The 14,539-nt window shown below is 61.1% G+C and carries 10 protein-coding genes and 1 pseudogene; 4 read left to right on the top strand and 7 right to left on the bottom strand.

What is annotated here, in order from left to right; genetic code table 11:
• Positions 1-19 precede the first annotated feature (19 nt).
• From VNX23_RS15780 to VNX23_RS15770, 3 genes are all read left to right on the top strand, one after another.
• The gene (locus tag VNX23_RS15780) at positions 20-1,189 is read left to right on the top strand and encodes an FAD-dependent monooxygenase (protein ID WP_325631487.1); all 1,170 of its coding nucleotides are present in this window, start codon (positions 20-22) and stop codon (positions 1,187-1,189) included.
• Positions 1,186-2,631: an MFS transporter gene (locus tag VNX23_RS15775; RefSeq protein ID WP_325631486.1), complete on the top strand. Its 1,446-nt coding sequence runs from the start codon at positions 1,186-1,188 to the stop codon at positions 2,629-2,631. The genes VNX23_RS15780 and VNX23_RS15775 overlap by 4 nt, the downstream gene beginning before the upstream one ends.
• A gap of 148 nt (positions 2,632-2,779) precedes the next feature.
• Positions 2,780-4,036, top strand: coding sequence for an aminopeptidase (locus VNX23_RS15770; RefSeq protein WP_325631484.1), 1,257 nt, complete (start codon positions 2,780-2,782; stop codon positions 4,034-4,036).
• Positions 4,037-4,089: 53 nt separating this feature from the next.
• Here VNX23_RS15770 and VNX23_RS15765 read toward each other — a convergent pair whose 3' ends face one another.
• From VNX23_RS15765 to VNX23_RS15735, 7 genes and pseudogenes are all read right to left on the bottom strand, one after another.
• Entirely contained in the window at positions 4,090-4,395 is a 306-nt protein-coding gene (locus VNX23_RS15765) for an NAD-binding protein (RefSeq protein WP_414643012.1), read from the bottom strand.
• A 76-nt stretch (positions 4,396-4,471) separates the two neighbouring features.
• Entirely contained in the window at positions 4,472-5,524 is a 1,053-nt protein-coding gene (locus VNX23_RS15760; RefSeq protein ID WP_325631482.1) for an amidohydrolase family protein, read from the bottom strand.
• A 44-nt stretch (positions 5,525-5,568) separates the two neighbouring features.
• Positions 5,569-6,380 (bottom strand): annotated as a pseudogene (locus VNX23_RS15755) (MBL fold metallo-hydrolase).
• A gap of 406 nt (positions 6,381-6,786) precedes the next feature.
• Positions 6,787-8,310, bottom strand: a complete 1,524-nt coding sequence (locus tag VNX23_RS15750; RefSeq protein WP_325631481.1) for a permease — start codon at positions 8,308-8,310, stop codon at positions 6,787-6,789.
• Positions 8,307-9,059, bottom strand: a complete 753-nt coding sequence (locus tag VNX23_RS15745) for an ABC transporter ATP-binding protein (protein WP_325631479.1) — start codon at positions 9,057-9,059, stop codon at positions 8,307-8,309. The genes VNX23_RS15750 and VNX23_RS15745 overlap by 4 nt, the downstream gene beginning before the upstream one ends.
• Positions 9,060-9,234: 175 nt before the next feature.
• Complete coding sequence (locus VNX23_RS15740) at positions 9,235-10,332, bottom strand: lysozyme inhibitor LprI family protein (protein WP_325631478.1); 1,098 nt, start codon at positions 10,330-10,332, stop codon at positions 9,235-9,237.
• Between the two features lie 568 nt (positions 10,333-10,900).
• A complete protein-coding gene (locus tag VNX23_RS15735; protein ID WP_325631476.1) occupies positions 10,901-11,695 on the bottom strand; it encodes a transglutaminase-like cysteine peptidase in 795 nt (264 codons plus the stop codon).
• 595 nt (positions 11,696-12,290) lie between these two features.
• Between VNX23_RS15735 and VNX23_RS15730 the strand changes: the two genes are divergently transcribed.
• The coding region (locus VNX23_RS15730) for a FecR family protein (protein ID WP_414643011.1) at positions 12,291-14,539 on the top strand (2,249 nt) is incomplete at its 3' end.

Here is a 14,539-nt window from a genome sequence, read left to right as displayed (position 1 = left end):
AGCAGGAGCACAGCGCGTCATGCCGTCCCCCAAAATTGCAATCGTCGGCGCCGGGATGGCAGGCATGGCCGCCGCAGGCGCGCTTCGGCAGGCGGGCATGGAAGTCGAAATCTACGAACAGGCGCATCAGTTCGGCCGGATCGGCGCGGGCATTCAGATGCTGCCAAATTCAATGAAGGTGCTGCGCGGGATCGGCGTCGAGCCGATGTTGCGCGAGCGCGCCTTTGCACCGTACTCCCATCTCAACCGCGTCGGCGACACCGGTGAAATCAAGCGCGAGTTGCCGATGCCCGAGGATCTCTACGGCGCGCCGTTCCTCTGCATGCATCGCGCCGACCTGCACGAAGCACTGACTTCGATCGTGCCGGACGAGATCATCCACCTCGACAAGGAACTGGTTGGGCTTAAGCAGGACGGCGGACCGGTGACACTGTCCTTCTCCGACGGGACGACAGCCAAAGCCGATGCCGTGATCGGCGCCGACGGCGTTCACTCGGTCGTGCGCAAGATCATCATCGGGCCGGACAAGCCGATCCATCGCGGTCGCATCGCCTATCGCTCCGTTTTCAGCTCCCACCTGTTGCCGAAGGAAATCTCCCGCTCGCGGACCAAATGGTGGGGCGAGGATCGCCACATCGTGATCTATTACACGACCAGGGACCGCAGCCAGCTTTACTTCGTCACCAGCGTCCCGGAACCAGCCGACTGGATGACGAGGGAGTCGTGGTCGGCCAAGGGCGACGTCAACGAGTTGCGCAAGGCCTATGCGGGCTTCCATCCCGAGGTGCGGATGGTGCTCGACGCCTGCCCCGACTGCCACAAATGGGCGATCCTCGAACGTGATCCACTGCCGTCCTGGAGCCGGGGCAGGGTCATTCTGATCGGCGACGCCTGCCATCCGATGACGCCTTATATGGCTCAAGGCGCCGCTACCTCGATCGAGGACGCCGCGGTACTGGCGCGTTGTTTGAAGGACGTTTCGATCGAAGGAATCGAATCGGCATTCAAGCGTTTCGAAGCTCATCGCAAGCCCCGCACCTCCAGGATTCAGGAGATTTCAAGCGCCAACACCTGGATGAGCGGCGGTAATGACGATCCGGGCTGGCTCTACGGCTACGATGCCTGGAATGTCTCGCTGGATGAACCGGCGCCGACGCCCGGGTCCGCCGAGAAATCGGCCGCGGCATGACAGAGCCTTTGTCGGTCGTCAACGCGGAGCAGCGCTCCGAGGCTCCCGCTGTTGCATCGCCGACGCCATCGTTCGCATCCGAGCAAGCTGCCGCAGCCCTGCTTGCCCGCATGGAGCAGATGCCGAGGTCGCGCTGGTTCGTCATCGCCCGCGTGGTAATGGGGAGCGCCACATTCTTCGACGCCTTCAATGCGCTGTCGATCGCCTTCGTCTTGCCGATCCTCGTGCCGCTCTGGCACATCACGGCGCCGCAGGTCGGCATCACGATCGGCGCCAGCTATGTGGGCCAGATCGTGGGTGCGCTCGCCTTCAGCTGGGCGGCCGAGCGCCATGGCCGGATACCCTGTGCCGCGGCGGCAACCGCCATCTACGCGCTGATGAGTCTTGCCTGTGCCGCTGCGTGGAGTTTCGATATTCTCCTGCTCTGCCGCTTCATCCAGGGCATCGGCGTCGGAGGCGAGATGCCGGTCGCCGCCACCTATATCAGCGAGCTTTCCAGGGCGCGCGGCCGCGGCCGGTTTTTCCTGCTCTATGAGATGATCTTTCCGATCGGCCTGATGGTGACCGGGCAGGTCGGCGCGGTGCTGGTGCCGCTGATGGGATGGCAGATCATGTTCCTGATCGGCGGCATTCCCGGACTTCTCATCGCGTTCTTGTTGCTGCGATTGCCGGAATCGCCGCGCTGGCTGATAGGCAAGGGCCGTCTCGCCGAGGCCGAGGCGGTGGTCACGCGGCTGGAGGCTGCGTCCGGCCCGGCCGGCGCGACCACGAAAAATGCGCCGGCGGCGGTGACCCTGCCGGCGCAAGTGCCCGTTCCGCCGCGCTCGCGCGGCAGGTTTGGCGAATTGTTGTCGCCAGCCTATCGTAGCCGCACGTTGATCGCCTGGACATTGTGGGCTTGCGCGTTTCTCGTTGCCAACAGTCTGAACAACTGGCTGCCTACGCTCTACACCACGGTTTATCATCTCGCTCTTCCGCAGGCGTTGCGCGCTGCTTCGATGACCAACGTTGCTCAGGTGGTGTTGGTTTTGCTGTGTGCGATGGTGATCGATCGCACCGGCCGCAAATACTGGCTGATGGGAGCCTTCGGTGGCGGGGCGATGTTGCTCGGCCTCCTGGCCTTTGGCGGAACGCAGGACATTTCGTCGGTCATCGTGCTGAGCACGCTCAGCTATGGGCTGATCGGCTCGATCGCCGCCGTCGTCTATCTCTACACGCCCGAAATCTATCCGACGCGGATGCGCGCGATTGGAACGGGTGTCGCCACCTCCTGGCTCCGGATCGGTTCGGCGATCGGACCAGCCCTTGTCGGCTTCATGGTGGGCAAGGGCGGTGTCGAGTCGGTATTCCTGATGTTCGCAGCCGTAGCGATGGTCGGCTTGCTTGCATCTACCCGAATGATCGAAACGCGCAACCTGCGTCTGGAAGAAATCGCGCGCTGAATCGTGATCCAGCTTGAAATCTGAAGTGAGTTTTGTCGTTGATAAGTGGGGCCTGTCCCACCATCTTTGCCGCAATGAGCTGTTGTTAATTCGACGCGCCTGCGCCGGATCAGCTATAATTCGATTCACCGATCAACAGGCCGTTACCATGAATGCTCCCAAACACAGTCCCTTTGAACCGATCGATCCAGTAAAGCTTGACCGGCTCGCGGAACTCGCCATCAAGGTCGGACTACAGCTCAAACCGGGACAGGATCTGTTGATGACGGCGCCGACCGCGGCGTTGCCTCTGGTGCGCAGGGTTGCCGAACACGCCTACAAGGCTGGAGCCGGTCTCGTCACGCCGATTTTGGCCGATGAGGCGGTCACGCTGTCACGCTACCGCTTTGGGCAAAATGAAGGCTTCGATCGCGCCGCGGACTGGCTCTATAACGGGATGGCGAAGGCCTTTGAGGGAAACACCGCGCGGCTTGCGATCGTCGGCGACAATCCGATGCTGCTGGCGAATGAGGATCCGGTCAGGGTTGCGCGTGCCAGCAAGGCCAATTCGATCGCCTATAAGCCCGCGCTCGAACGAATCGTCAATTTCGACATCAACTGGAACATCATCGCCTATCCATCGCCGTCATGGGCGAAGCTGGTTTTTCCCGAGGATGAAGAGGATGTGGCGGTCGCAAAGCTCGCAGATGCGATCTTTTCGGCGTCCCGGGTCGATCGTGAAGACGCCATCGCGGCCTGGCAGACACACAATGCGATGTTGGGCAACAAGACCGAATGGCTCAACGGTCAACGCTTCGATGCCCTGCATTACTCAGGCCCGGGCACGGATCTGACGATCGGGCTTGCTCATGGTCACGAATGGGTGGGCGGTGCCTCTACGGCAAAGAACGGGATCACCTGCAATGCGAATATCCCGACCGAGGAGGTTTTCACTACGCCGCACGCAAGGCGGGTCTCCGGGCACGTCGTCAGCACCAAGCCGCTGTCGTATCAGGGTTCGCTGATTGAAAACATCGCGGTGCGTTTCGAGGAGGGGCGAATCGTCGAGGCCAAGGCGAGCCGCGGCGAGGAGGTCCTCAACAAGGTCCTCGACACCGACGATGGCGCGCGCCGCCTCGGCGAAGTGGCGCTGGTGCCGCATTCTTCGCCGATTTCGAAAAGCGGCTTGTTGTTCTTCAACACGTTGTTCGACGAAAACGCCGCCTGCCACATCGCGCTCGGCCAATGCTATTCGAAGTGCTTCGTCGACGGAGCGAAGTTGACGCCCGAGCAGATCGCCGTTCAGGGCGGCAATACGAGTCTCATCCATATCGACTGGATGATCGGTTCCGACAAGATCGATATCGACGGGCTTTACGCTGACGGCAGGCGCGTGCCCGTATTCCGTAAGGGCGAGTGGGCCTGAATACACCCGCAAGGAAAGCTTAGGAGTTTCTTACTGGCGTGAAACTGGCGCAGCTAATATAGCCGCGCTATCGCGGTGATGTTCGATCGCGCAAGACCCCGAGCCTTTGCCTTTGCGAAGCGCGCATGTACGGCTTGGGTCACCGGAAGCGCGACGGACGACTTGTCGGCCTCGGCAAGCGTGTAGGCGAAATCCTTCTCGACAAGATCGATTGGAAACAGTGGCGCGTCCGCTTGCGTCAGCATGAGGGAAAGTGCGCCCTTTGCCGCCAGGCTCGTCACCGGAAGCGATGACAGGATTTCGGTCGCCGCCGCCTGATTGCAGCCCGATCCGCGCAGCAATCCCAGTAATTCGGCAATCGCGGCGATTTCGTTCCGAACAGCGTGTTGACCACGAGCTTCAGCGCGCGGTCGTCGGTTTATCCGTTTGGGGAACTCAGCCGAGCTTCAGGCGGTAAATGTCGATGGCTGTCTTCGAAAACAGCGCGGTTTTTTCGGCTTCGCTGCAGGCCATCGCGATGCGCTTGAAGGCGTTGAAAATCACCTGATAGCTGCAACTACCCTTGTCGGGCGGAAAATTGCTCTCGAACATGCAGCGCTGCGGACCGAACGCTTCGATGCAGGTCTCGATATACGGCCGCCATGCCACGGTCAGTTGCTCCGAGGAGGGCGGAACGGGGCGTTCGTGAAAATCAAATCCGAGTAGCCGCATGGCAAGGCCGCCGAGCTTCACGACGACATTCGGACACTTTGCGATCTCCTCAATCGAAGTTTTCCACGTGACGAAAATCTCCTCGCGCCGGTTGGCGTAAACGCCGAGGCCGGCCGGGCCGCCGCAATGATCGAGCACGATCCTCGTGTCCGGAAAGGCGCGCGCAAGATCGGTGAGTTCGCCGATCTGCGGGTGGAACAGCCATGCGTCGAAACTCAAGCCGAGTGGTGCGAGGCAGGCAAAACCCCTTCGGAAGGTGGAATCAAGCAACAGTCCTTTCGGCCGCGTCGCATACATCCCCGCGACGCTGGCGTCGCCGTCCCAGGCGGAGGAATGGCGGATACCGCGGAAGCGGCCTTGACCGGCGGCGATTTCCGCCTCGAGCACGGCCTTTGCGCCGTCGCCGAGCAAGAGGTTGACATGGCCGACGATGCCGGCGCAGACAGCGGCGGGTCCGTAACCACCGCTCGCGCTCATCGCCGCGACACCATTGGCGAATTCGACTTCGCCGACGGGGCGAAACGCCTCAGCTCCGCGAGCGCGGTACATCGAACGGGCCTCGACATAGACCGTCGCGATGACGTTGTGACCGGAAACGAGGTCGGATGTCATCTCCTCGATCAGATAGCGCTGGTCGTCGCGATCCCACAAATGATGATGCGGATCGACGATTTGGCGTGCGGGTTCGAGAATTTCCTCTTCGCGCAAGGCGAGCCAGTCCGGCCGCGGATCGGCATAAAGGCCACTTTTGGAGACAGACAAGGTGCTGGCGATCATGGATGATTTCTCTCCGTACCTGGGGGGCGCTCACATCGGCATGTTCAAACGCCGCGGAGGATGATGACGGTCGGCGTGCCCGGCAGCGAATCCCGCGAAATCCTCAAGCTCCGTTCGGATCTCTGGTCGATCTCGAATTGCTGACCGATCCTGCTCATGAACTCGTCGAGCGGGGTTGCGAAGCGATGCATCGGCAGCACCACCGAAGAGCGTAAACGTCGCGTGATTTCGGAGATACCGTCGAGCGACATCGTGTAGGCGCCGTCGATCGGCACCATCACGATATCGAGCCTGCCGATGGCAGCGAAGTGGGTTTCGTCGAGCTTGTGGTGCAGGTGGCCGAGATGGCCGATACAGAGACCCGCGACCTCGAAGATGAAGATCGAGTTGCCGTCCTTGATCATCTCCGCGCTCGAGTCATCCATGAAATAGCGGCGGATATCGGTGGTCACATTGCGGATGTAGACGTCGCCGATGCGCTCGGCGATCTGCGCCGGCTTGCCATCCTCTCCCCAGCCGTGCAGCACGTGAGGAATGCGCGGGTCGGGAAACAGGGTGTAGTGAGTGCGTGCGCCCTGTTCATGGTGATGACATCGGGAAGCCGCCCGGTGGTATAGGCGCCGCTGAAGTCGGTCGCGATCCGCACGCCGCCGGGCGTGTCGATGTAATAGGTCGAGTGTCCGGCATAGGTGATCTCGACCTCGTCGGCCTTCGCCGGCCGGCGCAGGCTGACGGGCGTGGCGCGGGGCGAAGTTTCGGCCATTGCAAGACATTCGCTGCGCGGGACGTCTTGTGCCGACGCAGGTGCGAGCAGAGCGCCGAGCAGACCAGCGATGACAGCAAGGAATCGAAGCATGGCAGGCCTGCATCCGGTGACTTTCGGCCGCGCAATGTACCGCCGAAATTCCGATGCGTCATCGTGGCGAATGCGCATGTCTGCGCTGAAGAGGATCGTGGAAGCTAGTGGAGTGGATTTGACATTCGCTACCTACCTAGCCGCGAACTCGCAAAGCGAATGTCAAATCCAAAACTCCACGAGAATCTTATAGTTGCTAGTGGTCCTTTGATTCTAACATTCGCAAAGGTGTCTCCTGAGATGGGATGCGAATGTTAGAATCGGACCACTAGAGCATGATCCGGAAAAGTGGAAACCGGTTTTCCCTCGCGACAAACGCGGAACGCGTTTGCGCGGAGATCATGCTCAAACATAGAGATGAGATCATGATGCGATTCGACTTGATCGCATCATGATCTAGCGCCGCTCACTCCCGGCGCGGGCTCAGCTTCCAGGTCCCGCCCAGGAGGATCAATGTCATGACACCGCTGGTGACCGCAACCGCGGGCATCGCCAGCGCCAGGGCTGCGGTGCCGGCCCATCCGATCGAGGAAAGCGCTTCCGCGAATGTCGCGAGTCTTGACGAAGTTTGACGGCGGCGGAACTGGCTGCGGCGGCCCTGCACGCGGAACCAGAGCTGGATCGCGGTTGCAGAGATTGTTGCAACAGCGACGCCGAGCGCGGTGATCGCCGCCTGCGGCAGCGACGCAAACGCCAGTGCCAGGACCAGTGGCGCGAACAGGACGCCGATGACGAGCAGCACCACCTCGATCTTGGCGCGGATCGCCCGCGACAGCGGCAGCGGCGCTGTGGCCATGAAGTCGGGGGCGTCTTCGCCGGAAATCGTGAGCCACGCAAGTCCGCCGGCAAGTTGGCCCGCTGCCATCACGACCACTGGCGTGATCAGCACTATGGCGGTCGAACTGTCGCTGAAACTCCGCCAGAGCAACAGGGCGGGCGGCACCAGATAGAGCAGTTGCATGAGGCTTTGCGACATCAGCCATGGGTCGCGCCGCAGCAGCAGGAATTCCTTCCGCCGCAGCGCCTGTTGGCGCGAGGCGGCGCGGAACGGCCTCTTTCGCCAGAGAAAATGGGCCGGTGCCGAACTCGCCGACGCGCGGATCGCGGTGTCGGCAAATCTCGCCGAAAAACCTGCCATCACCGAGCCGAGCAACAGAAGACCGAAAGTCAGCAACAGCAGCAATGCCTCGCCGTCGCCAAGCACTGCGTGCGCAGGCAACCAGAGCAGGCTGTCCGCCTCGGGCGCAAACGCCGCGGCCGCGTCCGAGGTTAGAACCGCAAAGCGCGACAGCGTGCCGTAAGACAGGATCGCGGCGACCTGGAGCGCAATGACGAAACCGGCCCCGATGATCGCGGCGAGAATTTGGGCGGCGAGCCGGGTCCGCCGTGGACCGATCATCCGGAACAGCCCGATCGTCACCGCGATCGCAACGGCGGCTGCGGTAAGGCCGATGGCGACGACGACGCCAAGGGCCGCGAACCATCGGACGCCGCCGCCGAACACCAGCACGTCGATGAACGGCGTCGCGAAAAACAGCGCCATGACCGTGACCGATAGCGCGATCGCACCAAGGCGGACCGAGAACACGTTGGCGAGCTTGACCGGCGAGGACATGATCAGATCGAGGTCGGAGCGGGCATAAAACACCCGCGTCACCGACTCGATCGCCTGCGACAACATCAGGGCCCAGGCCAGGAATATAGTCGCCGTGATGACGATGAGCGCGGATTTGTCGAGCGGCGCCTGCAGGTCGGCAAATCTTCCGATCACGGCATAGGCCGGCAGGTGCATGATCGCCGCCAGAATGACGATTCCGACGATGGCGACGCGCTTGCGCCCGCGCCGGCCACCCGTCATCATCGCGAGCCATTCGCGCCATGCGAGCCGGATCTCGTGCCGGGCAAACCAGGTCAACGCGGCCGAATTCATGCGGCGACGGCTTCGCTGTCGACCAGCGCGATGAACATGTCTTCGAGACTGGTGTCGTTTCTCCCGTTCTGCTGGCGCAGCTCCGCAAGCGTGCCTTCTGCGACGAGCCGTCCCGAAGCGATGACGCCGATGCGATCGGCCACGCGTTCGGCCACTTCGAGAATATGCGTGGTCATGATCACGGTGCAGCCGGCGCGCACGCGCTCGCCGAGCAGTCCCTTGACGTGGCGCGCGGATACGGCGTCGAGCCCGGTCAGCGGCTCATCCAGGATGATCAGGCGGGGATCGTGTATCAGCGCGCCCGCGAGCGCCACCTTTTGACGCATGCCCTTGGAAAAGCCTTCGCAGCGCTCGTGAAGGTTCGGTTCAAGACCGAGCGATGCAAGCAGCTCGCGCGCGGATAGCTCTGCAATTGCCGGGTCGATGCCCCAGAGCCCGGCGACAAATTCGAGATATTCCAGTGGGGTCAGTTTGTCGTATATCATCGGCTCGTCCGATACCCATGCCGTGATCTGCTTGGCGGCGACGGGGTCGTTGAGTGCGTCGATGCCGAGGATGGAGACGAAGCCGGAGTCGGGCCGCAACAACCCTGCAACCATCCGCAAGGTCGTCGTCTTCCCGGCGCCGTTCGGTCCGAGCAGGGCGTAGAATTGACCCTTGCGGACGGTCAGATCGAGCGCATCGACCGCAAGGCGGTCAAAACGCTTTGTTAACCCTCGCACTTGAAGCGCCGTTTGATCGGGAGTCATTCGTCGGGACGATCCTGGTTTGCTGGTGTGAGTGGATCTGAACATTCGCGAGCCCACCCGGAGAAGCGGACCACTGGTCGCAAAAGACCATGGACCGAAACCGTTTCGGCGCGGTGAATCGCGGGGCGAAAATTGCAGAAGGCGCTAAAGCGGGACGAGCCGGTTCTTGCCGGCACTAGGGTCCGGTCAGGGCAAGGCCGACCTCTACCGGCTGCAGCGTGGTTGAATTGCAGCGCCAGCTGCCGTTGTCGGTCTTTTGAAACGCGAACGATTTTTCGATTTTCAACCGGTAGCCGATGACGAAATTGTCGCGCGTTCCGGGCGTCGATTTTGGTCGGTTGGAGGTCAAATCCCAGCACGTGCCCGTGCAGTTCGACGCGATCGGGCTACAGGCCGTGAACGGAGCCAGCACCGCCATTTCGACTTCGGCGATTACCTCCGCATTCTTCTCGCTCACATCGCTGTCGATCTGAAACACGCGTTCCACGGCGACGAAATCCAGGCAGAGGTTGGTTGAATGAATTTGTGCGACACAGAGGTCGACCGCGTCGGCATTCGGCTGCGGCGTAGAGCGCGGACGCCGGAAGAGTTTCTTCGGATCGCCCTTGGCGGCAGAAACCTCGGCTATTTTCCCGGTGAAATAATCGGCGAGGCAGCTCTCGGAAGTCGCCGGATCTTGCGACGGTCCGTGTTGCTTTTCCTCAAGGCCGCATTTGCGGTCGCGTTCCCGGCCCCAGCGTTCGAATTCGGCGAACGCCTCGCGGGCGTCGTCTTCATTCAACTTGGCGATCAACGGCATGACCATTTCATTGAGTTCGGTCTTGGCCAACGCCAATGACGGATCGCCGCAAATCAAACGTCCTGCGGTCGTATTGTTGGCGAGGCAATCGAAATTCGGATCGGACAGGATTTCGATCCTCTCTTTCGTTTCCTTCAGCAGGCAGTCCCTGACAGCTTTGATTTCCTGCCCCCTGACGCTCAGCCTTCCAAGGATGCCACAGCTTGAATTGCGCTCGCGGATCCATTCGGCATTCTCCACAACCGCAAGATTGTGGTTTGGAATCCGGTTCAGCCTTTCGGCGATCGCTGCGTTGAGTTTGACGCCGACGGCGTTGAGTTCGGGGTCGCCGCAAAACATCTGATCGGCGGGGTTTCGGATATCCTCGCAACGATTCTTGACAAAGAGCGGAAGCACGTCGGTGATCGACCGGTCGGACTCTGCCGGAGTTTCCGCTTTTCCGGCAACGGTGAGCCCGACCTGCATTGCGATCATTGCCAACCCGATTGCCCGCATCCCCGATCTCCAGATAAATCAAGCCAAATTGCGGGCCATGGTAGCTTTTCGAACATCGCGGCGAAATGACATTATTGCCGCGGCTCCCCTCCTTTGCCGCCGAAAAGTTGATGCCGGCCGAAGCTGTGCTAGCATATCGCCATGGAGGCGCCGAGCCGAGGCGGTCATTGATTAACGGACCTGGTCTGCAATAATGATTTCAAGGAAAACCCCTGGGGCAGCTGCCCGGAGATCTTCCGCTGGACTGGCCCTCCTGCCGGCCATCCTGACCCTTGTTCTGGCGGGCGATGCGAGCGCAGCGCAAAAGCTCGTGGACCCCGATTCAGTCGCGCCGGAGTATCGTGCGGCCGCTGAAAAGCGACGCGCCGAGCAGCTCAGAATGCTTCAATGCTCAAAGAAGGCGGACGAGGCCAAGGTCCCGAAAAGGGATCGTGCCGCGCACATCAGCGCCTGCATCGACAAATGAACGCGAGGGCCGCCCCGCGGCCGCCTCCTGAATTTGCCGTGCTGGCAAGTCCGCTCGCCCGTAACCGCAACTATCCGAACGTCAGTTCGATTTTGAGTTCATGCCCGCCGGGGCGACAAAATTGACGGCCGTTGCCTGTGGTGAATCCGGGCGCGACACGGCGGCGGCCGGTACCGGGTCTTCATAGCGCATCACGCCGTGCTGATCGATGACAAAGAGCGGCCGATAATTCCTGACGTCTGCGTCCTCGACCAGCGCCATGCGTCGGTTGTCCAGCGTGAGCCAGCGGTCGTTTAGCCGCGCCATCGCGACGGCATGATCCTCGCCGCGAATGGTGTCGCGCAGGACGACGATCCTGAGATCGTCGGGCGAGATACCGGCCATCTGCAGCGCTACGAACTTTGCGATCGCATAGTCTTCGCAATCGCCCGCGCCGGTGGTGAAAGTAACCAATGGCGAACTCCACACGTCGATCTCGCCGTGTTGAGCGAGGTCGCTCATCGGCCTGATCGCCAGATTGATCGCCCGATTGATCTCGCCGAGCCTGGCGCGTCCATCGCGCACCCTCGCATTGTCCACGATGGCGAGGAATCGAAGGGCTGCCGGCGACACGCAACGCGCACGGTCGCCGTCGCAAAGGGCAAGCTGCACTCTTTCATCACCGAGCTTGCGCTCCACGCCCATCCATTTGTCACGCAAGCCGCCGCCGTAAATCCTCGAAGTGAACAGCCCGAACGGCTCGGCGGATTTGTGGATCAGGTCCAATGCACCCGGCGAAATCAAGCTTGCCGCTTTGAGGTCTGCCGTGGCGAGCCAAAGCAGGCTGGAGGCAAGCGCCACCACCCGCCATGGTTGCGAAAGATTGAAAAATCCCATCTCGCGTCCCCCTGTCCGCGCATCGGCGCGGCTCTTAAGCCGCCCGAGACGGATCGTTTCTTGAAGGGGGGATGATGGGCGAGGCGGCTCTAAATCCGCGTAAAGAACGGCGGGACTTGGGGAAAAATGCCGATCAGGCTGAAATTAACCTCGAGATTCTCGGGAAAATTTTATGGATTTAGCCCTCGGCGCGAGAGGCGGATTGTAAACCTTCCAATTTTCCGCAACACATAGCTAATTTGTGCTAATTCGTCGAAAGTTCCACGCTTTGTTATCTAGTTCACATTTTCGGGGCTGAAAGTGGCGCATTACTCTACCCGCAGGTGCTGAACAAAGCTCAGGAGAGTATCTGTGCGGCGGTCTATACATGACAATATATCAAAGCGCTGGATTGCTCTCGGCCAAAACTGCCTGAAGGCTACACTTGATCCTACGAATACTTGCTACACCCGGCGATTCGTCAGAATAGATGATGCTTCCTTGGCGGTTTGGGCCGTCTTGCACAAGCAGGAGATGGTTTCGCGAAGAGCTTCCTGGTGGTAAGGAAGCTTAGACTTTCAAAATTATAAAAATATTAACCATTGCGGTGGCGCCTGTGAATTACTCCGGCAAATTCGACGCCAATTTTTCTGCTGACGTTTCGAGTCCGCATTCATTCGGCCACTTCAACGTCGACACCGTTCGGGCCTCCCACGTTCCTTCGGACGCGATCATCGTTCCGAACGCGCATTTGCTTTTCAACGGAGACTACAAGAAGTCCGGTCTCGATCTGGTCCTTTCAAAGGACGGTCAAGAGCTGGTTCTGCACGATTACTTCAAGGGCGAAAATCGCGCGCCGCTGGCATCGCCCGACGGCGCTCATCTCACTGGCGACCTGGTCAATGCGCTCTCCGGTCACGTCCAGTACGCGCAGGCCGATGGCAGCGCCGCTGCAGCCAAGGTCATCGGTCATGTGACCAAGCTCGAGGGCAGTGCGACCTGTCTTCGCAACGGCGTCGCGATCATCCTCAACAACGGCGACAACGTCGAAAAAGGCGACGTGGTTCAGACCGGAACCCACGCGACGCTCGGCATCACCTTCATCGACGGCACGGTGTTCGGCCTGTTGTCGAATTCGCGAATGGTGCTCAACGAGATGGTCTACGACCCGAACGGGTCGAACAATTCGTCGCTGCTGAGCCTGGTGGCGGGGACCATCACCTTTGTCGCCGGCGAGACCGCAAAACACGGCGACATGAAGGTCGACACGCCGGTCGCGACGATGGGTATCCGCGGCACGGCGGTTCTGACCGAGATCGATTTCCAGATTCCGCTTCCGCCGGTCGATACCGACCTCAATCTCTCGGCGCTGCCGCCGCCCGTTTTGAAATGCCAGGTCCTGGTCGAGCCGGACGGCACGACCGGCTCCTATATCCTGTACGACAAGGTCACACTCACCCAGTACGCGGTCGTCGACAAGGCCGGGCAGCAGGTCAACATCAGCAGCGGCCAGGTCAACTACTCGAGTGAGCCGCTGCCGCCCGATGTGCAAAAGCTAATCCAGGACGTGTTCTCGCTGAAGTTCTCGGACAGCTCCAACACCAAGACGACGGTCGTCCAGAACGATTCGATCGTGCCCAACGGCTTGAGCGGCCTCCATTCGCCGGACGGATCGGTCCAGCTCCCGACCTTTGCCAACCTCAACAATGGCACAAATGGTAACGGCCTTCAGAACAATCTGACATCTACCTTTTTCGTTCCGTTTCAGGTTAACGCGACGACGGCGACGGAAAATACGACGATCACCACCATAGGCGGTACCGGTGACAGTCTCGCCTGGCAGGTTTCCAAGGACGGCCAGACCGGCTGGGTCACGGTCAGCACCGCTCAGAACTTCACGCCGTCTGAAGACCAGGAAGGCATGTTCCTTCAGCTGGTCGTGACCGGCGCCACTCCACAGACCATCGGTTTTGGCGTGGTTCAGGAGAACCCGGCCGAGAATGCTGCAATCTCGCTAAGCGGGCTCAATGCTAGCCACAACGCGGTCGAAGGCGCGACGGTCACCGCGACCGTCACCGAGCCGGATGCACCAAGCTCGGACCTGATCACCTATACCTGGCTGGTCGACGGCAAGGTGGTGGCTTCCGGCGCCGGCATGAACACCTTCACACCGGGCGATTCTGCCGGGGGTAAGACGCTGACGGTGACCGTGTCGTTCATCGACACGCATAACTTCGCCGAAACCGGCACGACTTCGGCCGGTACGGTTGTCCCGATTGCGAGTGTGCCGGTGGTGACGGCGTCGGTGGCACCGACCAACGAGAACAGCACCAGCACCCTGGCGCTGACGCTGACCAACGCGTCGGCGCTGTTTGCGGACGGCGACGACAGTGTGACGATCACGGTGACGCTCGACCAAGGCGCCAAGCTGACGCAGACCGGCACTGGCGCGAAGGTCGTCGACAATGGCGACGGCACGTTTACGGTGACGGCGACCAGCACCGCCGATCTTGCCGGGCTGGCGATCGTGCCGTCCGGCGAGTTCGAAGGTACGGTGAATGTTGGCGTCTCGGCGGTGGCGCATGACGGCAGCTCCACCTCGATCGCAGGCACGACCTCGGCGACGCTGACGGTGAACCCGGTTGCCGATCAGCCGGTGGTGACGGCGTCGGCGGCGACGATCAACGAGAACGGCAGCAGCACGCTGACGCTGGGATTGACCAATGCGGCGGCGCTGTTTGAGGACACCACCGACGACAGCGTGACGATCACGGTGACGCTCGACCACGGCGCGACGCTGACGAGTTCTGGCCCGACGGTGACCGATCTTGGCGGCGGCAAATTCCAGCTGACGGTGACCAACGC

This window comes from Bradyrhizobium sp. (assembly GCF_035570375.1).
In the GTDB taxonomy this organism is placed as follows: domain Bacteria; phylum Pseudomonadota; class Alphaproteobacteria; order Rhizobiales; family Xanthobacteraceae; genus Bradyrhizobium.
This window is presented reverse-complemented; position numbering and strand designations above follow the sequence as displayed.

What these genes read in the sequence shown, in the direction of transcription:
- VNX23_RS15750 (WP_325631481.1), bottom strand. Translation starts at nt 8,310, where the DNA reads ATGAATTCGGCCGCGTTGACCTGGTTTGCCCGGCACGAGATCCGGCTC.
- VNX23_RS15745 (WP_325631479.1), bottom strand. Translation starts at nt 9,059, where the DNA reads ATGACTCCCGATCAAACGGCGCTTCAAGTGCGAGGGTTAACAAAGCGT.
- VNX23_RS15770 (WP_325631484.1), top strand. Translation starts at nt 2,780, where the DNA reads ATGAATGCTCCCAAACACAGTCCCTTTGAACCGATCGATCCAGTAAAG.
- VNX23_RS15740 (WP_325631478.1), bottom strand. Translation starts at nt 10,332, where the DNA reads ATGATCGCAATGCAGGTCGGGCTCACCGTTGCCGGAAAAGCGGAAACT.
- VNX23_RS15760 (WP_325631482.1), bottom strand. Translation starts at nt 5,524, where the DNA reads ATGATCGCCAGCACCTTGTCTGTCTCCAAAAGTGGCCTTTATGCCGAT.
- VNX23_RS15780 (WP_325631487.1), top strand. Translation starts at nt 20, where the DNA reads ATGCCGTCCCCCAAAATTGCAATCGTCGGCGCCGGGATGGCAGGCATG.
- VNX23_RS15775 (WP_325631486.1), top strand. Translation starts at nt 1,186, where the DNA reads ATGACAGAGCCTTTGTCGGTCGTCAACGCGGAGCAGCGCTCCGAGGCT.
- VNX23_RS15735 (WP_325631476.1), bottom strand. Translation starts at nt 11,695, where the DNA reads ATGGGATTTTTCAATCTTTCGCAACCATGGCGGGTGGTGGCGCTTGCC.